The sequence below is a fragment of the Ruegeria sp. SAZD011 genome (genome assembly GCF_059612545.1).
Window position 1 is genome coordinate 142,726 of record NZ_JBXWQU010000020.1, and the last position, 24,070, is coordinate 166,795.

Below are 24,070 nucleotides of genomic sequence, written 5' to 3' on the forward strand. Positions count from 1 at the left end.
CTCAGCCGTAGCGCGCCGCGCTGGCCAGAGCGGCCTGCATCTCTTCGACCAGGTGTTGCATCAGCTCGGCCGCCGACAGCCGCCGCGCCAGACCCAGCCCCTGACCGGCCCAGAGTGACAGGAAATCCGGGTTCTGCTGCTTGGCGGCCTCGGCGCGCAGGGCGCGGGTCAGCGCGTTCTGATAGGGAAAGTCGAGCAGGCGTTCGGGCATCGCCTCGCCATCGGCGATGACACGGTTGCGGATGCCGCGTGCCGGGCGCCCGGAAAAGGCGCGGGTGAGGGTGGTGTCGGTCTCTTTTGCGGTCAGGATCGCCTGTTTGTGCGCCTCGGGGATACCCGCCTCGGTCGTGGTCAGAAAGGCGGTGCCGATCTGTGCCGCGCTTGCCCCCAGCGCCAGCGCGGCGGCGATGCCGCGCCCGTCGGTGATGCCGCCCGAGGCGACCACCGGCACGCCGACAGCCGAGACCACCTGCGGCACCAACGCCATGGTGCCCACCATGGCGCGGGTCAGATCGGCGCCGAACCCGGCCCGGTGGCCACCCGCCTCGGCGCCCTGCGCGATCACCGCATCGACGCCCGCCGCCTCGAGCGCCTGCGCCTCGGCGACGCTGGTGGCGGTGCCCATCACCAGCATGCCGCGCTGCCGGGCGCGGTCGATGACATGGTCGGGCATGATGCCAAAGGCAAAGCTGAAGACCGAGGCGCCGCTGTCCAGCACCTGCTCCACCTGCGCCTCGAAATCGAACTCGGCCCCGTTGATCGTGCCGGGCGGGGTGATCCCCAGCGCCTGGTAATGCGGACGCACGAAATCGAGCGCGGGGCCTGGATCGGCGGGAAAGGGTGGCGGATCGAGCGGCGCGAACAGGTTGACTGCAAAGCCCGCATTGCTGCCCTCGCGCACGCGGGCGGCATTGGCGCCGATCCGGTCGGGTTGCAGATAGGACACCCCCATGCTGCCCAGCCCGCCGGCCTTGCCCACCGCCATCACCATCTCGGGCGTGTCGCCGCCGCCGGCCATCGGCGCCTGGATGATCGGATGGTCGAGCGCCAGACGCTCCATCAAGCTGTTTCGGTACATGTCGGACCCTGCCTTGCTGGTGTTGCCCTGATACTAGGCCCGATTGTCGCCGGAACCCAATGAAGAGCTGCGATCGGAGCTATCGGGGATCGAGATATCATTGGCAGGGCAGGGCGAGCGCACTATCCTTCCTTGGAATGCCAAGGGCCACGATCAATCTGGAAAAGTGAACGCATGGACATTGCCGATCTCCGTTTCTTCGACTGTGTGGCGCGCGTGGGGAACATGAACCGCGCGGCGGCCGAGCTGAACACGGTGCAGTCGAATGTCACCACCCGCATCCGCAATCTGGAACATGATCTGGGGGTGGTGCTGTTTCATCGCCACAGCCGCGGGGTCGCGGTGACGGCGGCGGGCGAGGTTCTGTTGCCCTATGCGCGTCAGGTCATGACCCTGCTGGCCGATGCCCGTAAGGCGATGACCCAGGATGGCGCGCCCGAGGGGCCGCTGAACCTGGGGGCGCTGGAAACGGTGCTGGCGCTGCATCTGGCGCCGGTCCTGTCCGAGTTCGCCGGGGCGCATCCGGCGGTGGACCTGTCGATCCAGACCGGAACCAGCCGCGAACTGGTCGAGATGGTGCTGGCCCATGGGGTCGAGGGGGCGCTGGTCTGCGGGCCGGTGGCGCATCCCGATCTGGAGGCGACGCCGGTGTTTCGCGAGGATTTGTGCATCGTGGCTCGGCGCGACGGGCGCAGCCTGGGTCAGGTTCTGGGCGCGCCGGGGGTGCGCCAGCTGGTGCTGCGGCTGGGCTGTTCCTATCGTCAGCGGCTGGAGGATGTGCTGGCGCGGCGCGGTGTGGTGGGGGTGCGGACGCTGGAATTCGGCACGCTCGACGCCATTCGCGCGGGCGTTGCGGCGGGGGTCGGGATTACCCTGATGCCGCGCCGGCTGGTTACCCGTGTCTGGGGCGAGGCGGGTCTGGCCCTGCACCCGCTGGAGCCGGGCGAGGCCGAGGTGACCACCGATTTCATCCGCCGCAAATCCGCCTATGTCTCGCCCGCGCAACGGGCGTTTCTGGAGGCGCTGACGCGCGACCCGCCGATCCGCATGGCGGGTTGAGGGTGGAAAGCGGGGCCGGGTCCATCATTGAACCGGTTTCATAGTCTGATTTCACAGGCCTGTCCGGACGGCTGGTTCTGATTGAACCCGTGCAGCAAGTATTCGAGCAACGCCCCGCGCTGGACGCAATAGCGCTCTGTCGAGACGGGGTTCATCAGACCCAGGTCCAGCGTTCCGGGCAAATGGGCAAAGGACAGCAACAGCGCCCCGCCTTCTACATAGATGATCTCGTCATCGTTGAAATGCAGCTTTATCACCTCGGCATAGGCGGTCGGCGTCAGGCGCGTTACACCTTCTACGCCGTCCAAGGTAATCGCGGGAACAACGGCAAACGGATCCCCGAGCAGCAGTTCGGCGGTGTCGCTTTCGATCATCACCGGTTGATTGGGCAGCATGACCATCTCACGCGTGTTACCGATCACCCCCGGTGCGATGGCCAAGAGGGGCATCGCTCTGGACATCGCGATGCGCTCTCTGGTCACGGCCGTGACCGGTCTTGGCCCGCTGTCGAAGGTTGCGACCAGATCGCCGGCGGCGATTGCCTCAACCGGGCGCCAGCCAAGGTTGGTCGCAATCCGCGTGCCGGGCAGAAAGCCGGTGAATCTGTCGGGATCATAAGAGAGGGTGCGGTCGACCGCGTCCTGATCGAACCCGAGGAATTCGCCCAGACGCCGGACAATCGACATGCCGTCGTCCCGCTGGGGTTCAGGCCGTGCGTTACAGTGGAACGGGCCGGTGCCATGCGACAACGGAATCCCGGTAAAGGAACGGTCTTGCAACATTTGCTCTGCCTCGTTTTATTAATCAGACTACCGGCGGAGAATGTCGCAGCGCTAAGGTTTTCGACACGTTACCCCCCGATGCGCATCGGGGGCAGATCGAAGGATCAGGATGATTACGTCCAAAAGATCACATGGTATCGAAAGCGGCAGGCCAGGGATTTCTATACCGCAAGGCAGCTATCTTGCGATAGGGCCGATGTCTGAAAGACAGCCATTGTCATCCCGATGACGGTTTGCCCTTCGCCGCTTGCCGGGCGACAAATCTATTGGGTGGTAGGGCTTGTCGGAGGTTTCGCGCATCCTGATCTCGAAGAGGAAACAAACGTAAATGCTCAAGTCCTTCTTTCGAAAGCAAGACAGTTTCGCGTCTGTCGAACTCGTCGTCCTGACTTGCTTTGCCCTGTGGCTCTCCGCGTTCATCGTCGATGCCGCCAAAGCCTATGCCGACGGCTTCACCGTGCAAATCGTCGGCGCCCATGGTTTCCAGTCAGGTGATCAATCCGCATCGGCAATGACCTCCTGCAACGACACGACGGAGCGATCCAGCAATCGGCCGAGTTCCGAAAGCTGTTCCCCGGACGGCGGAGAGTTGTGACGGGCGGCCTGAAGTTCGAGGTCCTGTAGACGCGCGACCAATGCTTCGGCACCGAGAATGGCGGCGGTCCCCTTGAACCGATGCAATTCGGATGCGACTGCCGCCAGATCCTGTTCCCTGCGCTGTGCCAGATTGGTTACCCGGTCCAGGCTTTTCCGGCCATCGTCGAGAAAGGCGGCAAGAAGATCGGCGGCCTTGTCGGGGCCAAAAGTCAGCCGCATCTCTTCGATGTTCGCCGGATTGATCAGCGCGGCTTCGGTTGTCTCTGGCGATGACGGACCGGGGGCCTGCCCGCTTGCCGCCGAGGCGATCTCGTCAACCAGCGCCTTGAACGAAAACGGTTTGGCGATGACCCGGTCGAAACCCGCCTCGACAAAGCGTTTCCGGTCGTCGGCAAGCACATGTGCGGTGACCGCAAAGACCGGCGTATCCTTTGAAAGGCCATTTCCCTTGCGGATCAGGTGCAAGGCGTCGACGCCGCTGATGCCCGGCATGCTGATATCCATCAGGATGCAGTCGAAACGCTGCTGAGCTGCCAGTTCGACCCCCTCGAGGCCATCGCTGGCCATCGTCACCTTGATGTCGGCTGCTGCCAGCGCCTCGCCGATCACCATCCGGTTGATCTCGTTGTCTTCGACCACAAGAACGTCGAGCGCCCCGAGAGAGGCGCCGTCGGCAGGCTCGGCGATGTCGTCGCGTGCCGGATTTTCCGTGTCTGGCGCCGGTTCCCGCGCACGGATCAGAGGGATTCGGAACCAGAACGTACTGCCCTCACCGGGACTGCTTGTGACCCCGATACTGCCGTTCATGGCAGCGATGATCCGACGCGTGATGCCCAGCCCCAGACCGGTGCCGGAACTGAGATGCGAAAAGGACGCGTCTTGTGTAAAGAAATCGTCGAAGATGCGAACCTGGTCGTCCTGCGCGATGCCGATACCGTCATCCTGCACGCGAAACTCCAGCTCGCCGGTGGCGGAGTGAACGAGAACCCTGAGGGATATCGTGCCGTTATGGGTGAACTTGGCCGCATTGTTCAGCAGGTTGACCAGCACCTGCCGCAGGTGATGCGCGTCGACCTCGACATATCCCAATTCTGCCGGGAAAGCGGACAGAGACAAGGCGTTGCCGTTCTTTGCAGCGAGAATGCGCTGCTGGTCGATCACGCCCGAGACCAGTTCGTGCAGGTCGCAGACCGCGGCTTCGATGCGCAGGTGTTTCGAGGTATCGCTGGCCACCTGAAGAACGTTGTTGACGTGATGAAGCAATGTCGCGGCGGCGTTCTCGGTGACCCGCATGTAGCGCAGCTGGGTTTCGGTCAGTCTGGTGTTCCCGAGCAGTTCGAGCGCCGCCATGATACCGTGCAGGGGCGTGCGCATCTCGTGGCTCATGGTGTTCAACAGCCGCTCCTTGGCGCGTTCCCCGGCCAATGCGATGTGGTGCGCCTCTCTCAGTTCGCCCTCCTTTTCGAGGTCGAGGGTAAGGTCACGGATGTAAGCCACGAAGATGCGGCCATCGGGACCGTTGCCGCTGGAAAGCGAGATCTCGACCGGAAACTCGGTCCCGTCGCTACGCAAGGCGCGTGACCGGTTGCCCTTGCGTCCGATGAGCGTGGCATGCCCGGTTGCAAAGTACCGGTGCACGCCGGCCTTGTGTGCCTTGCGCAGATCGCGCGGTACAAGCAGCGTGCCGACATCGGCGCCGATCGCCTCGGCCCTGGAAAAGCCGAATGACGCTTCGGCTGCCATGTTGTATTCGATGATGCGCATTTTCTTGTCGCTGACGACAATCGGAACCGGCGATGTCGAAATGACCGAGGAAAGCCGGGCGCCCGTCATCTCGGCCTCGTACATCGAGCGGCGCAGCTTTCGGCTCGTGTTCCAGACTATCAGGATCACGCCCGCAAGCAGCAGGAACAGCAACAGGGTGGAAAGACCGGCGATGGACAGCGCCGACAGGACGTCGCGCCGGCCACGATCCGATTGCAGTGTCGAAACCGCAACCCCGGAGAGGGAGAGATTGCGCAGATGCGCGCCGATCGTTCGCGTTTCACGGGTGAATTCCGCCCATCGGTCAAGCAACTCTACATCGCTTGCGTCGATGATCGGGACAGCCCAGTCGAAATAGCGTTGGATGGCGTCAAAGGAACCCGCGGATCGGGGGTTTTCGCGGACCTCTGAATAGAGCGGGCTTTCGGATATGGTTGCGATCCGGCTGTAGAGCACGTCGAAATTGCGTCTTACCGCGTCGATGCTGTCCTGTGCCCCAGGTGCTGCACCCTGGGTGAGCAGGGTTTCGAGCTCGAGCCGGAATTGCAGGTATTCGACTTCGGCCTGGGCCAGGTTCCAGGGGATATTGTCGGAATCCGCGCGCCGAAACGCAGCGAACTGGTTCACCACGCTGACCGTGCTGACCACGACCATGCCGAGCAGCAACGTCAAGACAGCGCCGGTGGCGCCGCTCCTGAGGTATTTTTTCAATGTCATGCGCGTCAAGGCTGGCCACTCCGCCGGTCACGGCCGGGATCAGTCGGCCACGACGATACGGTCGAGTTGCCAGATACTGCGAGAGTAGATCAGTTCGGTCTGATACGCGGCCGACTGGTCATAGGGATAGATGATCCAGAGCGGACCCTTGTCCCGGATGCTCATGTGCTTGCCGTCGCGCAGATAGGCGATGATCGGTCCATCGTCCGTGGCATCGGAAATCGGTATTGCGATGGAGTAGTTGTTGATGGCTGTCGCCTCAAGGGTGCTGCCCTGGGCGTCGACATGTTCGAGCAGCTTGGCCAGACGCACTCCGGTGAATGTCACGAGACCCGAAGTCCAGATTGTCGATGTCGTGATCTCGGCGGTGCCCATGGCCTTGAGCATCTCAAGGTCGAAGGCAGCCACCCCCGATGTATTGCCGTTTCCGATCTTACCCGTGACCGTCAGGACCACAGGTCCGGTCGGATCGGAAAGCGTTCCCGCCCCTGCGGGAAGCACAGACATCACCAGAACGGCAAGATATGCGGCAACAGCTCTGATCACGTCCACTTCCTTTCTTCTGTCCACGACGGGGTGCTGGGTATGTGGCACAGTGATTGCAGAAAAAAGACGGTAAAGCAGCCTATCGTTAGCGTATGATCCTATACTTTAGAACGTATTCTGGGATCGAAGGTTTGCGCGCACACGCCAATGAACCGGGACGCGGTGATCCAACGCGCTTCTTTGGGTTTGCCCATTTTGATATGAATTGACCAAAGGGAAGGGCGAATACGATCGGACAACTCGGTTGAACAGGCTTTGAAGAATTCAAGATACCCATGCGGATACTGATTGCTGACGACCACCATCTGGTACGCGAGACCATCGGTGCCTTTATCGAGGCAAAGATGGATGTTCGGGTGGAGAAGGCGGACAACCTGACCGAGGCCTGTGACATCGTCGAACGGGACGGTGCATTCGATCTGGTCTTGCTCGACTATGACATGCCAGGGATGGATGGCTTGAACGGTCTCAAGCGAATGATCTCGCTTAACGCCGATCGTCCCGTGGCGCTGCTGTCGGGCGCGGCGTCCCGACGGATTGCCGAGAATGCCTTGGCGTTTGGCGCTGCGGGATTCATTCCGAAAACCATGAACGCGCGTTCAATGGTGCTGGCGGTCCGGTTCATGGTCGAGGGCGAGGTATTCGCGCCGTTCGATTTCCTGTTCGGTGAGGCAGAGGAAACGCCATGGGAACTGACGGGCCGGGAAAAGGATGTTTTGCAAGGCATCTGTAACGGGTGGTCCAACAAGGAAATCGCGCGTGAACTGGCCGTGCACGAGACCACCGTCAAGATGCATGTCCGGGCCCTGACGAAGAAGATGAATGCCAAGAACCGCACCCATGCCGCGATGCTTGCCCGCGAGAACGGTTTTTCGTGAACCGTCTTGTCGAGGATGCCGCCCGGACAACCTTTGATGCGATCATGCCGCTCGGTGCTCAACCCAGCGCGGCAAAGCCCGCATCGAGCGCTGACAGGATGTCCGCGACATCCTGCGCGCTCAGCACGAGTGGCGGCGACAGGATGATATTGGGGCCCGAGACCCGCAGCATTACCCCGGCCCTGTACGCCGTCTCGTAGACGGTGCTCATCGTGGTGGCGTTGGCGGGGGCCTTGCTGGCGCGGTCGGCGACCACCTCGAGTGCCGCCATCAGACCATGACCGCCGCGTACATCGCCGATCATTTCGTGTTTCGCGGCCAGCGCTTGCAGGCCGGAATACAGCTCGGCCCCCCGCGCGGCGGCATTGCTGGCGACATCCGCTTTCAGTGTTTCCTTCAGGCAGATCACCGCCGCAGCCGCGCCCACCGGGTGGCCGGAATAGGTATAGCCGTGGCTGATTGCGCCCTTGCCGCTGGTATCTCCCTCGAATACCTCGGTCATCCGCGCGCCGATCAGCACCGCGCCAAAGGGGAAATAGCCGTTGGTGATCGCCTTGGCGGTGCACATCATGTCCGGTTGCACCCCCCACAGCCGCGACCCCGACCAGGCGCCGGTGCGGCCGAACGCGGTGATCACCTCATCGGCGATCAGCAGGATGCCGTTGCGGTCACAGATTTCGCGTACCATCGGCATGAAGCTTTCATGCGGCGGGATCACCCCGCCCGCGCCCAGGATCGGCTCCATGATGAAGGCGGCGATCGTCTCGGCCCCCTGAAAGGCGATCTCGTCCTCCAGCGCCTGCGCGCACAGCTGCGCCAGCCGCGCCGGGTCGGTTTCGTTGAACGGGTTGCGATAGGTATAGGGGGCGGGGATGTGGAAACAGCCCGGCAGCAGCGGTTCGTAGTCGGTGCGGAACTTGTTGTTGCCATTGACCGAGGCGCCGCCGAAATGGGTGCCGTGGTATCCTTTCTTCAGCGACAGGAACTTGGTGCGCTGGGGCTGTCCGCGCAGCTTGTGATACTGCCGCGCCAGCCGCAGCGCGGTCTCGACACTGTCCGAACCGCCCGAGGTATAAAACACGCGCTGAATGCCTTCGGGGGCGAAGAAGTCGCACAGGTCATAGGCCAGTTCGATGGCGGCATCGTTGGTGGTGCCGCGGAAGGTCGAGTAATAGGGCAGGCTGTCGAGCTGCCCGGCAATGGCCTGTTTCACCGCGTCGTTGGAATAGCCCAGATTGACGTTCCACAGCCCGCCGACCGCGTCGATCGTCTCGTGCCCGTCGATATCGCGGATGCGGACACCGGAGGCACCGGTGATGATCTTGGGCGGATTGGCCTGGGCATCGGCGGGATGAGTCATCGGCTGCCAGAACTGGCGGGCGTTGTTCTCCTTGATGAAATTGGCGGTTTTCATCGGTTCCTCTCCCTCGTGTCGCGGCAGGTCTCTTTGGCTCATGCTTGACACAGGGATTTCTCTATGACAAGCATTTTATGAAACGATGGTTTGAATAATGAACCGATTGAGATGGAGGACCCCGGCCATGGATCAGGCAGCTATCGACGCCCTGCGAACCCGCGTGATCCCGCCGCGCGGCCATGTGATCGGTGGCAGGGTCGAGACTGGGGGCGAGACGCTTGACGTGATCTCGCCCATCGACGGGAGCGTTCTGACGCAGATCGCGCGGGGCGGTTCTCGCGAGGTTGAACGGGCTACGGCCGCCGCGCGCCATGCGTTCAACACCCGTGTCTGGGCGGGGCAACCGCCCGCCGCCCGCAAGAAGGTGCTGACCCGCCTGGCAGAGCTGATCGAGGGTGAGGCGCTGGACCTTGCGGTGCAGGGGGTGCGCGACAACGGCACCGAGATCTCGATGGCCTTCAAGGCCGAAAGCGGCTCGGCTGCCGGGACCTTTCGTTACTACGCCGAGGCGCTGGACAAGGTCTATGGCGAGATCGCGCCGACTGCGGGTGACATTCTGGGCCTTGTCCATAAGGAACCCGTGGGGGTGGTGGGCGCCATCCTGCCGTGGAATTTCCCCCTGATGATCGGCGCGTGGAAGATCGCGCCGGCGCTGGCCATGGGCAATTCCATCGTGGTCAAACCGGCCGAAAGCGCCTCGCTCTCGATCCTGCGTCTGGCGGAACTGGCGCTGGAGGCGGGGCTGCCCGAGGGCGTGTTCAACGTGGTGACCGGCAAGGGATCCGAGGTGGGTGAGGCGATGGGCCTGTCGATGGAGATCGACATTCTGGTCTTTACCGGCTCGGGCGCGGTGGGGCGGCGGCTGTTGGAATATTCCGCCCGCTCGAACCTGAAACGCTGTTACCTTGAGCTGGGCGGCAAGTCGCCCAATGTGGTCTTTGGTGATGTGGCCGATCTGGATCATGCGGCCAAGGTTTCGGCGGCGGGCATTTTTCGCAATTCGGGGCAGGTCTGTGTCGCGGGTTCGCGTCTGATCGTCGAACGGTCGATCCATGACGAATTCGTCGATGCGCTCTGCCGCCATGCCAGCGCGCTGAGGGTGGGCGACCCGCTCGATCTGGGCTCGACCGTGGGGGCGGTGCATTCGGCGGCGCAGCTGGAGCAGAACCTGCGTTTTGTCGAGACCGCCTTGGCCGAGGGCGCCGATTGCGCGCTCGGCGGCCAGCGCATTCTGGAGGTGACGGGCGGATATTACATGCAGCCCACGGTGATGACCGGTGTGGCGCGCGACGCGACGCTGAACCAGCAGGAGGTGTTTGGCCCGGTGCTGGCGGTCAGCGCCTTCGACACCGAGGCAGAGGCGGTCGATCTGGCCAATTCCACCGTCTATGGTCTGGCCTCGGGTCTGTGGACCTCGGACCTGAGCCGCGCCCATCGGATGGTGCGCGCCATCCGCGCCGGTGTGGTGCATGTGAACACCTATGGCGGCGCTGACGGCACCGTGCCTTTGGGCGGCGTCGGCCAGTCGGGTAACGGCCATGACAAGAGCCTGCATGCGCTGGACAAATACGTGGATCTGAAAACCGCCTGGATGCAGCTATGACGCCAGAGACCCAGACCCTTCTAGACCGGCGCGCGCGCCTGTTGGGGCCGAATGTCAGCCTGTTCTATGACGAACCGGTGCATGTGGTCCGCGGGCAGGGGGTCTGGCTGTGGGACAGTGAGGGCAACAAGTACCTCGATTGCTATAACAATGTGCCGCATGTGGGGCATTGTCACCCCCGCGTGGTCGAGGCCATTGCGACGCAGGCCGCGACGCTGAACACCCATACCCGCTATCTGCATGAGGGTATCCTCGACTATGTCGAGGCGCTGACCGCGACATTCGATGCGCCGTTGGACACCGCGATCCTGACCTGCACAGGCTCTGAGGCGAACGATATCGCGCTGCGCATGGCGCAGGCGGTTACCGGCAACACCGGGGTGATCGCGACCGATCACACCTATCACGGCAACACGACAGCGGTGTCGCAACTGTCGCGCACCAATCCGCCGCCCGGCGGGTATTGGGACAACATGGCCTTTGTGCCCGCACCCGACAGCTATCGCCCCCTGGGCGGCGTTCCCGGTCCGGCGCATGCACAGGCGTTTGCCGCCGCCGTGCAGGGGCAGATCGCGGCACTGGCCGCGCGCGGACACAAGCTCGCCTGCCTGATCATCTGCCCGTACTTCGCCAATGAAGGCTTTCCCACGCTGGAGACCGGATGGCTCGCCCCCGCAATCGAGGTCGTGCGCCGCGCCGGTGGCATCGTGATCGCGGATGAGGTGCAGCCGGGTTTTGGCCGTCTGGGCAGCCATTTCTGGGGTCACCAGAAGGCGGGCTTTCTGCCTGACGTGGTGACCCTGGGCAAGCCGATGGCCAACGGCCATCCGGTGGGCGGGGTGGTGACCAGCCCCGGGATCATGGCCGCGTTTCGCGAGCGGTTCCGCTATTTCAACACCTTCGGCGGAAACCCGGTTTCGGCGGCCGCCGCGCTTGCAACGCTGAAGGTGGTGCAGGACGAAGGGTTGATGGAGAACGCGCGCGCGGTGGGTGAGTATGCCCGCGAGGGATTGCGCGAACTTGGGGCGAGGCATGAATGCATCGGCGATGTGCGCGGATCGGGGCTGTTCTTCGGGGCCGAGATGGTGCTGGACCGGGCCGACAAGACCCCCGCCACCGCCTTTGCCAAGCGGGTCGCCAACGCGATGCGGCACCGGGGCGTGCTGCTGAATTTCCTGGGCATCCATTACAACACACTGAAGATCCGCCCACCGATGCCGTTCAGCCGTGCCAATGCAGACCAGTTGATCGAAACACTGGACACCGTCCTGTCCGAAACGCCGTTAGTGCCGTGACCGCTCTCGTCGCCCGCGCCTTGAGACTCTGGGGCCTCGACGGGGCCCGCCATGAGCTGGCCGCGCAGCGGGAAAACGAGGTCTGGAAGGTGTCGGACGGCACGCGCCACTATGCGTTGCGCTTTCACCGGCCCGGTTACCGGAGCGAGGCCGAGTTGCACTCGGAGCTTGCCTGGATGGAGATGCTGGGCAAGGCGGAACTGCTGGTTCCGCAACCGGTGCGTCAGGTGGATGGCACGTTGTTGGGCCGGGTCGAGGGTCGGCATGTCAGCCTGCTGGAATGGCTCGAGGGCCGTCCTCTGGGCGAAATGGGGCGCTTAGCGCCGGGACTGGATGCCGAGGCCATGGGCCATATCATCGGGGCGCAGATGGCCCGGATGCACGATCTGTCGGACCGCTGGAAACCGCCCATCGGTTTCCAGCGTCCCGACTGGCGGCGGTCGGGGTTGCTGGGGCCGGACCCGCTCTGGGGTCGGTTCTGGGAACACCCTGACCTCGACCCCGAGCAGCGGCAGTTGATGATCGCAACCCGCCAGCGGGCTTTGGCCGGGTTCGAAGGGTTCGCCCCCGATGCCGATCAGGGCTTGATCCATGCCGATCTGGTCGCCGAGAATGTGCTGGTCGACCACGATCGCGTGGCGTTCATAGATTTCGACGATAGCGCCTGGGGATATCGGGATTTCGACCTTGCCACGGTTCTGGTCAAGTTAATCGGCCAGCCCGAATACGGCCGACTGAGGGCGGGTCTGTGCGCGGGCTATGCCGTGCGCCGCAAGGTCGACCCGGGCACGCTCGATTTCATGCTGCTGCTGCGGGCGCTGACCTATCCGGGCTGGATCCTGTCGCGGCTGGACGAACCGGGCGGGCGGCAAAGATCGACACGCATGCTGGACACCGCGCTGCGGCTGGCCGGAGATTTCATGGAGGAGAGGCTGAGATGAGCGACAAGACGATCCTGATCGCGGGCACCTATGACACCAAGGATGACGAGCTGAATTACCTTGCCGGCGTGATCGCGGCGCAAGGGGGCGGCGTGCTGTCGATGGATGTCAGCGTGCTGGGCGATCCGTCCCGGCCCACGGATGTCTCCAAGCATGAGGTGGCCGAGGCCGGGGGCAGTTCCATACAGGCGGCCATCGACAGCGGTGACGAGAATGCCGCGATGCAGATCATGGCCGCCGGTGCGGCGGCCAAGGCATTGGAGCTGTATCGTGCGGGCCGGATTCACGGGGTGATCGTGCTGGGCGGCACCATGGGCACCGATCTGGCGCTGGACCTGTGCGCGGCACTGCCGCTTGGGGTGCCGAAATACATCGTCTCGACCGTCTCGTTCTCACCCTTGCTGCCGCCCGAGCGGATCCCGGCGGATGTGCAGATGATCCTCTGGGCGGGCGGGCTCTATGGGCTGAATTCGATCTGCAAGGCCTCGCTCAGCCAGGCCGCGGGGGCGGTGCTGGGGGCCGCGCGCGCGGTCGAGGCGCCGCATCGCGACCGGCCGCTGATCGGCATGACCAGCTTTGGCAAGACGGTGCTGCGCTATATGGTCAGCCTGAAACCGGCGCTTGAGGCGCGCGGATACGAGGTGGCGGTGTTCCACGCCACCGGCATGGGCGGTCGCGCGTTCGAGAGCCTTGCGGCCGAGGGCGCCTTTGCCGCCGTGTTCGATTTCGCGCCGCAGGAGGTGGCCAACCACCTTTTCGGCGGTCTCTCGGCGGGGGCCGACCGGATGACCAATGCAGGCAGGCAAGGCACCCCGCAACTGGTGGCGCCGGGCTGTTACGATCTGGTTGATTATGTCGGCTGGCAGGCGCCGCCTGCTGCGCTGGCCGACCGGCCCAGCCACGCCCATAACCGCCTCTTGACCTCGGCGGTGCTGGAGGCGGACGAGCGGCGGCAGGTTGCCCGGGCCATCTGTGGCAAACTGGCGGGCGCACAGGGTCCGGTGACGCTGATGCTGCCCACCGGGGGCTGCAACGAATGGGACCGCCCCGGCGCGCCGCTGCATGATGCCGAGGGGCTGGCGGCCTTTTGTGACGAGATCCGCAGCGCCTGCCCGGACAATGCCCAACTGATCGAGCTGGATGCCCATATCAACGATGCCGCGTTCTCGGACCGTGCACTGGCGGTGTTCGACGATTGGGTGGCGCGGGGGCTGGTCGGCAAGGGGGCTTGAACTCTGGTCAATAACCTACATGCGCTGTAGGTTTTGACCATGTATACGATTGGAACCCTTGCCGGCAGAACCGGCACCAAGGTGCAGACCATCCGCTATTACGAGCAGATCGGGTTGATGCCCGAGGCCGGGCGCACCGCAGGCGGGCAGCGCCGCTATGATGAGGCCGCGCTGGACCGGCTGGCCTTTATCCGCCACGGGCGGCAGCTGGGCTTTGGCCTGGATGCGATCCGCGAGCTTCTGGCGCTGAACGACCAGCCGGGGCAAAGCTGCTCGGCCTCTGACTCTATTGCCCGGCGACAATTGGCGCAGGTTCAACAGCGGCTGGCCCGGCTACGCGAGCTGGAGACCGAGTTGCAGCGGATGATCGACAGTTGCGACGGCCATCGCGGTAGCGATTGCCGCGTGCTCGAAGTGTTGCGCGACCATGCCGAATGCCTGACCGATCACGGCTCGGAAGCCCCGGTTCAGTCGTAGCGGCGCCGGGTCTTGGCCCCCTCGTCGGTGATCGTGCAGAGCGACAGCGTGTGGTCCATGTTGCGCATCCGGTGGCGCAGCATCTGCCGGGACAGCCGCGCCAGATCGGCCGCATGGGCGGGGTCGCCCGCCACGTTGCGGAACTCGCCCTTTCCTTGATGGTCGAACAGCATCGGCGGCAGGTCGGCGGCAAATTCGACCAGCGTGAAACGTTCGTCGCGCAGGATCGCCAATGCACCAGCGCTGGGGCCAAAGCCGAACGCCTGCTGCCAGAGCGTCGGGTTCAGCGGTTCCGAGATATCCAGCTCGGAAAAGGAATACTGCCGCCAGTCGGAGGGGGCCTCGCCCGTCAGGAAGGGCCTGAGCGAGCGGCCATCGACCGAGTTCGGAACCTCCTGCCCGACCCACTCAAGGATGGTGGGCATCAGGTCGATTGACTCGGTCGGGGCCTCGACCACATGGCCCGGCTTGCAGCCCGGCGCGCGGATGATCAGCGGCGTGTGATAGGCGGCGTCATAGACCGTCATCTTGCCCCAGCTGTGGCGGTCGCCCAGCATCTCGCCATGATCGGCGGTGACCACGATCAGGGTGTTGTCATATTGCCCGGTGTCCTTCAGATGCGCGATCACCCGACCGATATGGGTGTCGACCTCGGTCGCGAGGCCCAGATAGACCGCGCGCAGGGTCTGGATGGTCTCGTCGGTGGGTTCCAGATCGGGGAAGCCCAGCACGAAACTGGCCGGGCTGGAATAGCGGGTGGCGGGACCAAAGAAGGGGTGTTCACCTGCCTCGTCGTCGCGCGTCGACAGCCGCGCGGGCAGCGGCAACTTGGCGGGATCGTACATCGTGTTGTAGGGCGCGGGCGCCACCAGCGGTGGATGCGGCCGGATATAGGTGAGATGCGCGAACCAGCTTTGCCCGGCCCAGGCGGGCATGTTGGCAAGGAACTGATCGGTCAGAAAGGCGGTATCGCTGTCCTCTGCCCGGTACATTGCGGGCCCGTTAAGGCGCGGGGTGCCGTCGGCGTCCGGGCGGGGCACATAGACCTGCGCGTAATCGTCGAAGGCATAGCCGCGGTTCTTCAGATGCGATTGCCAGGGATAGGACATCTCCAGCCGCATCTCGGTGACCTCATGGAACCCGTTCATCGGGAATTCATAGGTCCTGAGCGCCGGGTCGTTGGCGTCATAGGCGCGCGGATCCTGCGAGGTGTCGGTATAGCCAAAGAGCAGCGGCAAGTAGCCCGCCTTGCGCATCTCGGTCGCGATATTGGGCGTGTCGTGGCGCAGCGGGGTGCCGTTGCGGACCGAGCGGTGATTCATCGCGTATTGCCCGGTCAGGATCGAGGCGCGCGAGGGGCCGCAGGGGTTGGTTACCGAATAGTGACGGCGAAAGCTGACCGCGTCCTCGGCCAGCGCCCGCAGATGCGGCAAGTCAACGTGATCCGCCAGCGCCCCCCACAGGCAATCGGCCCGCAGCTGGTCGATGATGATGAAAAGAACGTTGCCCTGCCTGCTCATGGTGCGACCCGCCGGTTTCCGTTGGCCAATGGGTAGCCAGTTGGCTCTTCCCTGTCCAGCGTCCAACCGGGCCGTCTGGCGCCCCGGATCAGTCGATGACGGCAGTGGCCTCGATCTCGACCAGGGCGTCATCCTCGACCAGTCCGGCGACCACCACCATTGCCATGGCCGGGAAATGACGCCCCATCACCTTGCGATAGCTGGCGCCGATCTCGGCCTGACGGGCCATGTATTCCTTCTTGTCGGTCACGTACCAGGTCAGCCGGGTGATATGCTCGGCCCGGCCGCCGGCGGCCTCGACCACATCGAGGATGTTGCGCAGCGCCTGTTCCATCTGACCGATGAAATCATGGCTTTCGAACTGCTGCTGCGCGTTCCAGCCGATCTGACCGCCGACATAGAGATGCCCGTCGCGAGTCAGCATGCCGTTGGCATATCCCTTGGCGGGGGCCCAGCCCTCGGGTTGGATGATCTTGTGGGTCATGTCTGGCCTCCGTTTACTGACTGTCCGTGCGCAAGCGGAAGCGCTGGATCTTGCCGGTCTGAGTCTTGGGCAGCGCGTCGATGAACCGGACGCTGCGGGGGTATTTATAGGGGGCGATGGTCGCCTTGACGTGGTCCTGCAAGGTCTTGACCATGAGCGCGTCGCCGGTATGGCCCGGCGCCAGCACCACATGGGCCTCGACGATATGGCCGCGCGCCTCGTCCGGGGCGCCGATGACGCCGCATTCGGCCACTGCCGGATGCGACAGCAGCGCCGCCTCGACCTCGGGCCCGGCGATGTTGTAGCCGGAACTGACGATCATGTCGTCGCTGCGGGCGGCGAAATGCAGATAGCCATCCGCATCCATCACGAAACTGTCGCCGGTCACGTTCCAGCTGTTCTGCACATAGCCCGCCTGCCGGTCATCGGCCAGATAGCGGCAGCCGGTCGGGCCGCGCACCGCCAGCCGCCCCACCTCGCCGCGCGGGGCCTCGTTGCCTGCCTCGTCAAGGATACGCACCTGATACCCCGTCACCGGCTTGCCGGTGCAGGCGGGGCGGTGATCGTCGAACCGGTTCGAGATGAAGATATGCAGCATCTCGGTGGCGCCGATCCCGTCGAGCATCGGCTTGCCGGTCTTGGCGATCCATTCGTCATAGACCGGGGCGGGCAGGGTCTCGCCCGCCGACACCGCCGCCCGAAGCGAGCTGAGATCGGCGCCCTCGTCCATCGCCTTGAGCATGAAGCGATAGGCGGTGGGCGCGGTGAAACAGACGGTGGCGCGGTATTGCTGGATGATCTCGACCATGTTGGGCGGGCTTGCCTGTTCCAGCAGGGTCGCGGCGGCGCCAAAGCGCAGCGGGAAGACCGCCAGACCGCCCAACCCAAAGGTAAAGGCCAGCGGCGGCGAGCCGATGAACACGTCGTCCGGCGTAACGCCCAGAACCTCGCGCGCATAACCGTCAGCGATGATCAGCAGGTCGCGATGGAAATGCATCGTCGCCTTGGGGTCGCCCGTGGTGCCAGAGGTGAACCCCAACAGCGCCACATCGTCCCGCCCGGTCGCGACCGCCTGGAACCGCACCGGTTTTTGCAGCGCCAGCCGGTCCAGCTCGGCATCGTGGTTCGAGGTGCCGTCAAAACCCACCACCGTGCGCAGGTGTTTCGAGGTCTTGGCGCAGGTGACCAGCTCCTCCATCAGCCGCGTGTCGCACAGCGCATGGGTGATCTCGGCCTTGTCGATGATCTTGGCCAGCTCGCCCGCGCGCAGCATCGGCATCGTGTTGACCACCACCGCGCCCGCCTTGGTCGCGGCCAGCCAGCAGGCCACCATGGCCGGGTTGTTGGCCGAACGGATCAGCACCCGGTTGCCCGGTTTCACGCCCAGATCCTCGACCAGCACATGGGCCAGCCGGTTGGTCCAGTCGCTGAGTTCCTTGTAGGTGCGCCGCCGGCCATTGCCGATCAGCGCGGTATGGTCGCCAAACCCCTTGTCAACCATGGCATCGGTCAGCTCGACCCCGACATTCAGGTGCTCGGGATAGTCGAACCCGTCGAGCAGAAAGTCAGGCCATTGCTCGGGCGGCGGCAGGTTGTCCCGGGTGAACGTGTCGATATGTGCGCTTGGTCCCAGCATGGTTCAGTCATTCGCCTCGGGCGGCAGGAAATCGACCTCGTGCTGGGCCGAGAGTTCCACCACGCGTTCGACATCCTCCAGATTGTCCAGCGCCTCGAACAGCTCTTTCAGCTTGCGCGCGGGCGAGACCCAGAACAGCGCGCGGGCCGGTTTGTCGGACTTGTTGAAATAGCCGTGCGGGATGCCTTTGGGCATGCGTACCAGATCGCCGGCGCGCGCCTTGGTCCAGACACCGTCCAGTTTCAGATCCAGTTCGCCCTCCTGCACCAGGATGAATTCGTCCTGGGTGGGGTGGACATGCACCGGCACGAATTGCCCCGGTTCCGAGTTCGTCTCAAAGGCAAAGGTCGTCTCGCAAACCGCCTTGGGGTAATAGGTCTGGCCCAGAATGTTCCAGACCACACCGTCATAACCGGTGCCGTTTTCGGTAATGCCCTTTTCCAGATCCTGGGTCATGGTCTCTCCTCCCATTGACGTTTAGGTCTTATCCCTGCGCCAGCACCTGGCGGGCGATCACCACCCGCTGCACGTCGCTGGCGCCCTCGTAGATGCGCAGGGCGCGGATATCGCGATACAGCTCCTCGACCTTTTCGCCGCGCCGCACCCCGTCGCCGCCGAACAGTTGTACCGCCTTGTCGATCACCTGCTGGGCGTGGTCGGTCGAATAGAGCTTGGCCATCGCCGCCTCGCGGCTGACGCGCGGGGCGCCCATGTCCTTGGCCCAGGCGGCGCGATAGGTGAGCAGCGCGCTGGCATCCACATCCAGCGCCATGTCGGCGATATGGCCCTGCACCATTTGCAGATCGAACAGCGGCGCGCCCTGCACCTGCCGTGTGGTGACGCGCGCCAATGCCTCGTCCAGCGCGCGGCGGGCAAATCCCAGCGCCGCCGCCGCCACGGTCGAGCGGAACACGTCGAGCACCGCCATCGCCACCTTGAACCCTTCTCCGGGGGCACCCAGGAGCGCCGATTTCGGCACCCGCACATCGGTAAAACGCAGCCGCGCCAGCGGGTGCGGCGCCATCACCTCCAGCCGCTCGACCACCTCGAAGCCCGGCAGGCCCGCGGGCAGGACAAAGGCGCTCAACCCGCGCGCGCCGGGCGCCTCGCCAGTGCGGGCAAAGAGCGTAAAGACATCGGCGATGCCGCCGTTCGAAATCCAGGTCTTTTCGCCGTTCAGCACGTAATCGTCACCATCGGGGGTGGCCGTCATGGTGGAATTGGCCACGTCCGAGCCCGATTGCGGCTCGGTCAGCGCAAAGGCCGAGATCGCCTGACCGCTGCGGGTGAGCGGCAGCCATTCGGCCTGTTGCGCGGGGGTGCCAAAGAGCGAGATCGCACCCGTTCCCAGCCCCTGCATGGCAAAGGTAAAATCGGCCAGGCCGTCATGGCGCGCGAGGATCTCACGGCTCAGGCAGAGGGTCCGCACGTCCAACCGCTCGCCCGTCGTCGCACCGGTGGCCTGCAACCAGCCGCCCGAGCCCAGATCCGCCACCAGCTTGCGGCAGGCCGCGTCAATGTTACCGTGATCCACATGCAGGCGCGCGCACCAGCCCTCCATCGCCTCGGCGCGGGCGCGGTGGGTCTCGTCGAAAAACGGCCAGGTCAGAAAGCTGCGGTCTGCCATCTCATTCCTCCTAGGGGCTTCATTCCGCCCCAAATACTCAATTGCGCCGACCTCAATCGCCCATAAAGACGGGTTTTTCCTTGGCGACAAAGGCGCGATAGGCGCGTTCGAAATCGCCGGTCTGCATGCAGATCGCCTGTGCCTGCGCCTCGGCCTCGATCGCCTGTTCGATCGACATGGACCATTCCTGCGCCAGCATGGTCTTGGTGATCATATGGCCGAAATTCGGGCCTGCCGCGATCTGCTGGGCCAGTTTGCGGGCCTCGTCCTTCAGCGCGTCCGCCGCAACCAGCCGGTTGTGAAAGCCCCATGCGGCGCCCTCTTCGGCGCTCATCGCGCGGCCGGTATAGAGCAGTTCCGCCGCGCGGCCCTGGCCGATAATCCGGGGCAGGATGGCGCAGGCGCCCATGTCGCAGCCGGCCAGCCCAACGCGGGTGAACAGGAACGCCACCTTGGCCTCGGGCGTGGCGATGCGCAGGTCAGAGGCCATGGCGATGATCGCGCCCGCGCCCACGCAGATGCCGTCGATGGCGGCAATCACCGGCTTGCCGCAATTGATCATCGCCTTGACCAGATCGCCGGTCATGCGGGTGAATTGCAGCAGCTCTTTCATGTTCATCCGGGTGAGCGGCCCGATGATGTCATGCACATCGCCGCCCGAGCTGAAATTGCCGCCGTTCGAGGCAAAGACCACCGCCTTGATGTCGTCATTGTAATGCAGGTCGCGGAACCAGTCGCGCAGTTCGGCATAGCTGTCGAAGGTCAGCGGGTTCTTGCGCTCGGGCCGGTCCAGCGCGATGCGGGCGATGCCGTCCTCGATGGTGCACAGGAAATGGGTGGTGTCGGCGGCGGTCATGATTTTCCCTCTGTCAGAATGCGGTCCAGCGTCGCGGTGATCGCGCGGGCCTCGTCAGCGTCGAGCGCGCCCAGCAGATCGTCGACCCAGGCCTCGTGGCGGGCGGCCTGGCGGGCAAATTCCTCTTCGCCCTTGCTGGTCAGGCGAACCCGGTTGGCGCGGCGGTCGCCCGGCACCGGTTCGCGCAGCACATGGCCGTCCTCGACCAGCCGTTCGATGATGCCGGTGACATTGCCGTTCGACACCTTCAGGAGGCCCGACAGCTCGCTCATCTTCAACCCGCCGGCGTTGCGGGCCAGCGCGCTCATCACGTCAAACCGCGGCAGGGTCGAGGCGAACTCGGTGCGCAGGTTCTCGCGCAGGCCCGATTCCACCGTGCGCGTGGTTTTGAGCAGTTTCAGCCAGAGGCGCAGCCGCGCCTTGCTGTCCGGCCCGGCATCGGGGCGGGGGTTGGGTGCGCTCATATCTCTCCTCCCGACAGGGCAAGGGCATGGCCGTTCACCGACCGGGCGGCCTGGGAACACAGCCAGAGAACCGCACCCGCCACCTCGTCTACCTGGATGAACCGGTCTTGCGGATTGCCCTTGCGCAGCGACTTTGCCGCAGCTTCCGCGCTCAGGCCGGTCTTGTCCACGATATTGGCAATGGAACGTTCCAGCATCGGGGTTTCGATGAAGCCGGGGCAGATGGCGTTTGCGGTCACGCCTGTGCGGCCAAGTTCCAACGCCAGTGCCCGGATCAGGCCCACCACCCCGTGTTTGGCGGCGCAATAGCCCGCCACATAAGGATAACCCTTGAGCCCGGCGGTCGAGGCGATGGCGATCAGCCGACCCTCGCCCGCGTTTTCCATATCCGCAAGCCCGGCCTGAAAGCTGTTGAACACGCCCTTGAGGTTCACATCCAGCATCTGCTGGAACCCTTCGGCGGTCATCTTCCTGAACGGTGTGCTGTCGGCGGCACCCGCATTGGCGACCACCACACCCACCGGTCCGTTCAGATCGCGCGCCTGCCGAAAGGCGGCGCGCACCGCCTGCGGATCGGTCACGTCGCAGGTGACCCAGCCGATGAACTTGTGCTGTTTGGCGACCTCGCGCAGCGGTCCCTCGCGGCGGCCCAAGACGGTGACCTTGGCACCGGCATGGGCCAGCGCCTCGGCAATCGCCGCACCGGTTCCGGTGCCGCCTCCGGTGACCACCGCATGGGTGCCGTCGAGCATCATGCGCGGATCTCCGTCTCGGCGTCACGGTCGGCCAGACGCCAGGCCTGATCCCGGCCCGCCAGATAGGGCAGCGGCCAGTCGGCGTGACGATCACCGATGCGGGCGGCCTCGTGCAGGGTCCAGTAGGGGTCGGCCAGATGCGGGCGACCGACGCAGATCAGGTCGGCCCGGCCCGCCATCAGGATCGAGTTGGCATGGTCGGCCTCATAGATATTGCCCACCGCCATGGTGGCGATGCCGGTCTCGTTGCGGATGCGATCCGAGAACGGGGTCTGGAACATGCGGCCATAGACCGGCTTGGCCTCGATCGAGGTCTGGCCGGCCGAGACGTCGATGATATCGGCGCCCGCCGCGTGGAACATCGCGGCGATCTTGACTGCCTCCTCGGGCGTGACACCGGCCTCGTCCACCCAGTCATTGGCCGAGATCCGCACCGACATCGGCTTGTCCTCGGGCCATGCGGCCCGCATCGCGGTGAATACTTCCAGCGGGTAGCGCATGCGGTTTTCCAGCGACCCGCCATACTCGTCGCTGCGATTGTTCGACATCGGCGAGATGAAGGAGGAGATCAGATAGCCATGCGCGGCGTGCAGCTCGATCATGTCGAAACCTGCCCGTTCGGCCATTTGCGCGGCCGCGACGAACTGATCGCGCACCGCGTCCATATCCGCCCGCGTCATTTCACGCGGGGTGGCGTTGTTGGCGGACCACGGGATGGGCGAGGCAGAGATCAGGTCCCAGTTCTCGGCTTTCAGTGGCGCGTCCATCGTCTCCCAGCCCAGCTGGGTCGAGCCCTTGCGGCCCGAATGGCCGATCTGGCAGCAGATTTTCGCGCTCGTTTCGCCATGCACGAAATCGGTCAGCCGTTTCCACGCGGCCTCATGCTCGGGCGCATAGAGGCCGGGGCAACCGGGGGTGATGCGACCCGTGGGGCTGACACAGGTCATCTCGGTATAGACCAGGCCCGCGCCGCCCTTGGCGCGCTCGCCGTAATGGATCAGGTGCCAGTCGGTCGGGCAGCCATCGACCGCCTTGTATTGCGCCATGGGCGAGACCACGATGCGGTTCTTCAGCTCCATCCCGCGCAGGCGGAAGGGGGCGAACATCGGCGCGCGCACGGGTTCGGCCGCAGCGCCCGCGCGGGTCTGGAACCACTGTTCGGCCGAGCGCAGCCAGTCGGCATCGCGCAGGCGCAGGTTCTCGTGGCTGATCCGCTGGCTGCGGGTCAACAGCGAATAGTTGAACTGCACCGGGTCCATGTCCAGATAGCGTTCCACCTGCTCGAACCATTCCAGCGAGTTGCGCGCCGCCGATTGCAGGCGCAGCACCTCGAGCCGGCGTTCCTCCTGATAGCGCTCGAACGCGCTTTCCATCGTCGGTTCGGAATGCAGATAGGTGGCCAGCGAAATGGCGCTGTCAAAGGCCAGGCGCGAGCCCGATCCGATCGAAAAATGCGCGGTGGCCGCCGCGTCGCCCATCAACACCACATTTTCATGGTGCCATTTCTCGCACAGAACGCGGGGGAAGTTGATCCAGACCGCCGAGCCGCGCAGGTGGCTGGCATTGGACATGAGCTTGTGGCCGCCCAGATGTGCGGCAAAGATGCGCTCGCAGGTGGCGACACTCTCTTCCTTGGACATATGCTCGAATCCCCAGGCGTCCCAGGTGTCCTGGCTGCATTCCACGATCACCGTCGCGGTGTCCTCGTCGAACTGATAGGCATGCACCCACATCCAGCCATGTTCGGTCTTTTCAAAGATGAAGGTGAAGGCGTCGTCGAATTTCTGATGTGTGCCGAGCCAGATGAACTTGCACTGGCGGGTGTCGATATCGGGTTTGAAATGCGCGGCCAGATCGCTGCGCACGCGCGAGTTCAGCCCGTCGCAGGCCACCACCAGATCATATTCCGCCTGATACTCGGCGATGGGCCGCGCCTCGGTCTGGAATTGCAGATCGACGCCCAGCTCGCGGGCGCGGTCCTGAAGCAGGAGCAGCATCGCCTTGCGCCCGATCCCGGCAAAACCGTGCCCGCCCGAGACGGTGCACACCCCGTCATGCACCACCGCGATATCGTCCCAATAGGCAAAGTTCGAGCGGATCGTTTCGGCGCTGACGGGGTCGTTGGCGGCCAGGTTTTCCAGCGCGTCATCGCTCAGCACCACGCCCCAGCCGAACGTGTCGTCGCCCTTGTTGCGCTCGATCACCGTGACCTGATGCGAAGGGTCGCGCAGCTTCATCGAAATGGCGAAATACAGCCCCGCCGGACCGCCACCCAGACATGCGATACGCATTGCATCCTCCCTCGCAAGATACGCTGATTGAAGATGAGGATACGGGGATTC

22 protein-coding genes are annotated in these 24,070 nt (G+C 64.4%); 7 read left to right on the forward strand and 15 right to left on the reverse strand.

Annotated elements, in window-relative coordinates:
• Position 1: 1 nt before the first annotated feature.
• Positions 2-1,078, reverse strand: a complete 1,077-nt coding sequence (locus AC2FLM_RS07035; RefSeq protein WP_496856793.1) for an NAD(P)H-dependent flavin oxidoreductase — start codon at positions 1,076-1,078, stop codon at positions 2-4.
• Positions 1,079-1,252: 174 nt separating this feature from the next.
• Here AC2FLM_RS07035 and AC2FLM_RS07040 point away from each other — a divergent pair, with 174 nt between their 5' ends.
• Positions 1,253-2,137, forward strand: a complete 885-nt coding sequence (locus AC2FLM_RS07040; protein ID WP_496856795.1) for a LysR substrate-binding domain-containing protein — start codon at positions 1,253-1,255, stop codon at positions 2,135-2,137.
• Positions 2,138-2,175: 38 nt separating this feature from the next.
• Here AC2FLM_RS07040 and AC2FLM_RS07045 read toward each other — a convergent pair whose 3' ends face one another.
• The 4 genes from AC2FLM_RS07045 to AC2FLM_RS07060 all read right to left on the reverse strand — a co-directional run bounded on the left by AC2FLM_RS07045 (position 2,176) and on the right by AC2FLM_RS07060 (position 6,543).
• Positions 2,176-2,919, reverse strand: coding sequence for a Hint domain-containing protein (locus tag AC2FLM_RS07045; RefSeq protein WP_496856797.1), 744 nt, complete (start codon positions 2,917-2,919; stop codon positions 2,176-2,178).
• A 217-nt stretch (positions 2,920-3,136) separates the two neighbouring features.
• Positions 3,137-3,397 carry a hypothetical protein gene (locus tag AC2FLM_RS07050; protein ID WP_496856799.1) on the reverse strand — a complete coding sequence of 87 codons (261 nt, stop codon included), beginning with the start codon at positions 3,395-3,397 and terminating at the stop codon, positions 3,137-3,139.
• Between the two features lie 17 nt (positions 3,398-3,414).
• Complete coding sequence (locus AC2FLM_RS07055; protein ID WP_496856801.1) at positions 3,415-5,952, reverse strand: hybrid sensor histidine kinase/response regulator; 2,538 nt, start codon at positions 5,950-5,952, stop codon at positions 3,415-3,417.
• 84 nt (positions 5,953-6,036) lie between these two features.
• Positions 6,037-6,543 carry a putative pterin-binding protein gene (locus tag AC2FLM_RS07060; RefSeq protein ID WP_496856803.1) on the reverse strand — a complete coding sequence of 169 codons (507 nt, stop codon included), beginning with the start codon at positions 6,541-6,543 and terminating at the stop codon, positions 6,037-6,039.
• 275 nt (positions 6,544-6,818) lie between these two features.
• Here AC2FLM_RS07060 and AC2FLM_RS07065 point away from each other — a divergent pair, with 275 nt between their 5' ends.
• Complete coding sequence (locus AC2FLM_RS07065; protein WP_496856805.1) at positions 6,819-7,421, forward strand: response regulator transcription factor; 603 nt, start codon at positions 6,819-6,821, stop codon at positions 7,419-7,421.
• A gap of 58 nt (positions 7,422-7,479) precedes the next feature.
• Here AC2FLM_RS07065 and AC2FLM_RS07070 read toward each other — a convergent pair whose 3' ends face one another.
• The gene (locus tag AC2FLM_RS07070; RefSeq protein WP_496856807.1) at positions 7,480-8,835 is read right to left on the reverse strand and encodes an aspartate aminotransferase family protein; all 1,356 of its coding nucleotides are present in this window, start codon (positions 8,833-8,835) and stop codon (positions 7,480-7,482) included.
• Between the two features lie 127 nt (positions 8,836-8,962).
• On the opposite strand from AC2FLM_RS07070, the gene AC2FLM_RS07075 reads away from it, so the two are divergent.
• Genes AC2FLM_RS07075 through AC2FLM_RS07095 form a run of 5 tightly spaced genes read left to right on the forward strand, consistent with a single transcriptional unit; the run spans position 8,963 to position 14,386 of the window.
• Entirely contained in the window at positions 8,963-10,441 is a 1,479-nt protein-coding gene (locus tag AC2FLM_RS07075; RefSeq protein WP_496856809.1) for an aldehyde dehydrogenase, read from the forward strand.
• Positions 10,438-11,736 carry an aspartate aminotransferase family protein gene (locus AC2FLM_RS07080; protein WP_496856811.1) on the forward strand — a complete coding sequence of 433 codons (1,299 nt, stop codon included), beginning with the start codon at positions 10,438-10,440 and terminating at the stop codon, positions 11,734-11,736. The genes AC2FLM_RS07075 and AC2FLM_RS07080 overlap by 4 nt, the downstream gene beginning before the upstream one ends.
• A complete protein-coding gene (locus AC2FLM_RS07085; protein ID WP_496856812.1) occupies positions 11,733-12,677 on the forward strand; it encodes a homoserine kinase in 945 nt (314 codons plus the stop codon). Before AC2FLM_RS07080 ends, AC2FLM_RS07085 begins: the two co-directional genes overlap by 4 nt.
• Entirely contained in the window at positions 12,674-13,909 is a 1,236-nt protein-coding gene (locus AC2FLM_RS07090; protein WP_496856814.1) for a Tm-1-like ATP-binding domain-containing protein, read from the forward strand. The genes AC2FLM_RS07085 and AC2FLM_RS07090 overlap by 4 nt, the downstream gene beginning before the upstream one ends.
• A 39-nt stretch (positions 13,910-13,948) precedes the next feature.
• Complete coding sequence (locus AC2FLM_RS07095) at positions 13,949-14,386, forward strand: MerR family transcriptional regulator (protein WP_496856816.1); 438 nt, start codon at positions 13,949-13,951, stop codon at positions 14,384-14,386.
• Here AC2FLM_RS07095 and AC2FLM_RS07100 read toward each other — a convergent pair.
• From AC2FLM_RS07100 to AC2FLM_RS07140, 9 genes are all read right to left on the reverse strand, one after another.
• Positions 14,377-15,906, reverse strand: a complete 1,530-nt coding sequence (locus tag AC2FLM_RS07100; protein ID WP_496856818.1) for an alkaline phosphatase family protein — start codon at positions 15,904-15,906, stop codon at positions 14,377-14,379. The genes AC2FLM_RS07095 and AC2FLM_RS07100 overlap by 10 nt on opposite strands.
• An 88-nt stretch (positions 15,907-15,994) precedes the next feature.
• The gene (locus AC2FLM_RS07105; protein ID WP_234140329.1) at positions 15,995-16,390 is read right to left on the reverse strand and encodes a RidA family protein; all 396 of its coding nucleotides are present in this window, start codon (positions 16,388-16,390) and stop codon (positions 15,995-15,997) included.
• A 13-nt stretch (positions 16,391-16,403) separates the two neighbouring features.
• Positions 16,404-18,026 carry an AMP-binding protein gene (locus tag AC2FLM_RS07110; protein ID WP_496856819.1) on the reverse strand — a complete coding sequence of 541 codons (1,623 nt, stop codon included), beginning with the start codon at positions 18,024-18,026 and terminating at the stop codon, positions 16,404-16,406.
• 3 nt (positions 18,027-18,029) lie between these two features.
• Entirely contained in the window at positions 18,030-18,482 is a 453-nt protein-coding gene (locus AC2FLM_RS07115) for a cupin domain-containing protein (RefSeq protein ID WP_164132118.1), read from the reverse strand.
• A gap of 28 nt (positions 18,483-18,510) precedes the next feature.
• The gene (locus tag AC2FLM_RS07120; protein WP_496856820.1) at positions 18,511-19,653 is read right to left on the reverse strand and encodes an acyl-CoA dehydrogenase family protein; all 1,143 of its coding nucleotides are present in this window, start codon (positions 19,651-19,653) and stop codon (positions 18,511-18,513) included.
• Positions 19,654-19,705: 52 nt separating this feature from the next.
• On the reverse strand, positions 19,706-20,509 hold the full coding sequence (locus tag AC2FLM_RS07125; protein ID WP_496856822.1) for an enoyl-CoA hydratase family protein: 804 nt from the start codon (positions 20,507-20,509) through the stop codon (positions 19,706-19,708).
• On the reverse strand, positions 20,506-20,973 hold the full coding sequence (locus tag AC2FLM_RS07130) for a MarR family winged helix-turn-helix transcriptional regulator (RefSeq protein ID WP_496856824.1): 468 nt from the start codon (positions 20,971-20,973) through the stop codon (positions 20,506-20,508). The genes AC2FLM_RS07125 and AC2FLM_RS07130 overlap by 4 nt, the downstream gene beginning before the upstream one ends.
• On the reverse strand, positions 20,970-21,728 hold the full coding sequence (locus AC2FLM_RS07135; RefSeq protein WP_496856826.1) for an SDR family NAD(P)-dependent oxidoreductase: 759 nt from the start codon (positions 21,726-21,728) through the stop codon (positions 20,970-20,972). The genes AC2FLM_RS07130 and AC2FLM_RS07135 overlap by 4 nt, the downstream gene beginning before the upstream one ends.
• On the reverse strand, positions 21,725-24,019 hold the full coding sequence (locus AC2FLM_RS07140; RefSeq protein ID WP_496856829.1) for a bifunctional salicylyl-CoA 5-hydroxylase/oxidoreductase: 2,295 nt from the start codon (positions 24,017-24,019) through the stop codon (positions 21,725-21,727). Before AC2FLM_RS07140 ends, AC2FLM_RS07135 begins: the two co-directional genes overlap by 4 nt.
• Positions 24,020-24,070 lie beyond the last annotated feature (51 nt).

What these genes read in the sequence shown, in the direction of transcription:
- AC2FLM_RS07035 (WP_496856793.1), bottom strand. Translation starts at nt 1,078, where the DNA reads ATGTACCGAAACAGCTTGATGGAGCGTCTGGCGCTCGACCATCCGATC.
- AC2FLM_RS07040 (WP_496856795.1), top strand. Translation starts at nt 1,253, where the DNA reads ATGGACATTGCCGATCTCCGTTTCTTCGACTGTGTGGCGCGCGTGGGG.
- AC2FLM_RS07045 (WP_496856797.1), bottom strand. Translation starts at nt 2,919, where the DNA reads ATGTTGCAAGACCGTTCCTTTACCGGGATTCCGTTGTCGCATGGCACC.
- AC2FLM_RS07050 (WP_496856799.1), bottom strand. Translation starts at nt 3,397, where the DNA reads ATGGGCGCCGACGATTTGCACGGTGAAGCCGTCGGCATAGGCTTTGGC.
- AC2FLM_RS07065 (WP_496856805.1), top strand. Translation starts at nt 6,819, where the DNA reads ATGCGGATACTGATTGCTGACGACCACCATCTGGTACGCGAGACCATC.
- AC2FLM_RS07070 (WP_496856807.1), bottom strand. Translation starts at nt 8,835, where the DNA reads ATGAAAACCGCCAATTTCATCAAGGAGAACAACGCCCGCCAGTTCTGG.
- AC2FLM_RS07075 (WP_496856809.1), top strand. Translation starts at nt 8,963, where the DNA reads ATGGATCAGGCAGCTATCGACGCCCTGCGAACCCGCGTGATCCCGCCG.
- AC2FLM_RS07080 (WP_496856811.1), top strand. Translation starts at nt 10,438, where the DNA reads ATGACGCCAGAGACCCAGACCCTTCTAGACCGGCGCGCGCGCCTGTTG.
- AC2FLM_RS07090 (WP_496856814.1), top strand. Translation starts at nt 12,674, where the DNA reads ATGAGCGACAAGACGATCCTGATCGCGGGCACCTATGACACCAAGGAT.
- AC2FLM_RS07095 (WP_496856816.1), top strand. Translation starts at nt 13,949, where the DNA reads ATGTATACGATTGGAACCCTTGCCGGCAGAACCGGCACCAAGGTGCAG.
- AC2FLM_RS07100 (WP_496856818.1), bottom strand. Translation starts at nt 15,906, where the DNA reads ATGAGCAGGCAGGGCAACGTTCTTTTCATCATCATCGACCAGCTGCGG.
- AC2FLM_RS07105 (WP_234140329.1), bottom strand. Translation starts at nt 16,390, where the DNA reads ATGACCCACAAGATCATCCAACCCGAGGGCTGGGCCCCCGCCAAGGGA.
- AC2FLM_RS07110 (WP_496856819.1), bottom strand. Translation starts at nt 18,026, where the DNA reads ATGCTGGGACCAAGCGCACATATCGACACGTTCACCCGGGACAACCTG.
- AC2FLM_RS07115 (WP_164132118.1), bottom strand. Translation starts at nt 18,482, where the DNA reads ATGACCCAGGATCTGGAAAAGGGCATTACCGAAAACGGCACCGGTTAT.
- AC2FLM_RS07120 (WP_496856820.1), bottom strand. Translation starts at nt 19,653, where the DNA reads ATGGCAGACCGCAGCTTTCTGACCTGGCCGTTTTTCGACGAGACCCAC.
- AC2FLM_RS07125 (WP_496856822.1), bottom strand. Translation starts at nt 20,509, where the DNA reads ATGACCGCCGCCGACACCACCCATTTCCTGTGCACCATCGAGGACGGC.
- AC2FLM_RS07130 (WP_496856824.1), bottom strand. Translation starts at nt 20,973, where the DNA reads ATGAGCGCACCCAACCCCCGCCCCGATGCCGGGCCGGACAGCAAGGCG.
- AC2FLM_RS07135 (WP_496856826.1), bottom strand. Translation starts at nt 21,728, where the DNA reads ATGATGCTCGACGGCACCCATGCGGTGGTCACCGGAGGCGGCACCGGA.
- AC2FLM_RS07140 (WP_496856829.1), bottom strand. Translation starts at nt 24,019, where the DNA reads ATGCGTATCGCATGTCTGGGTGGCGGTCCGGCGGGGCTGTATTTCGCC.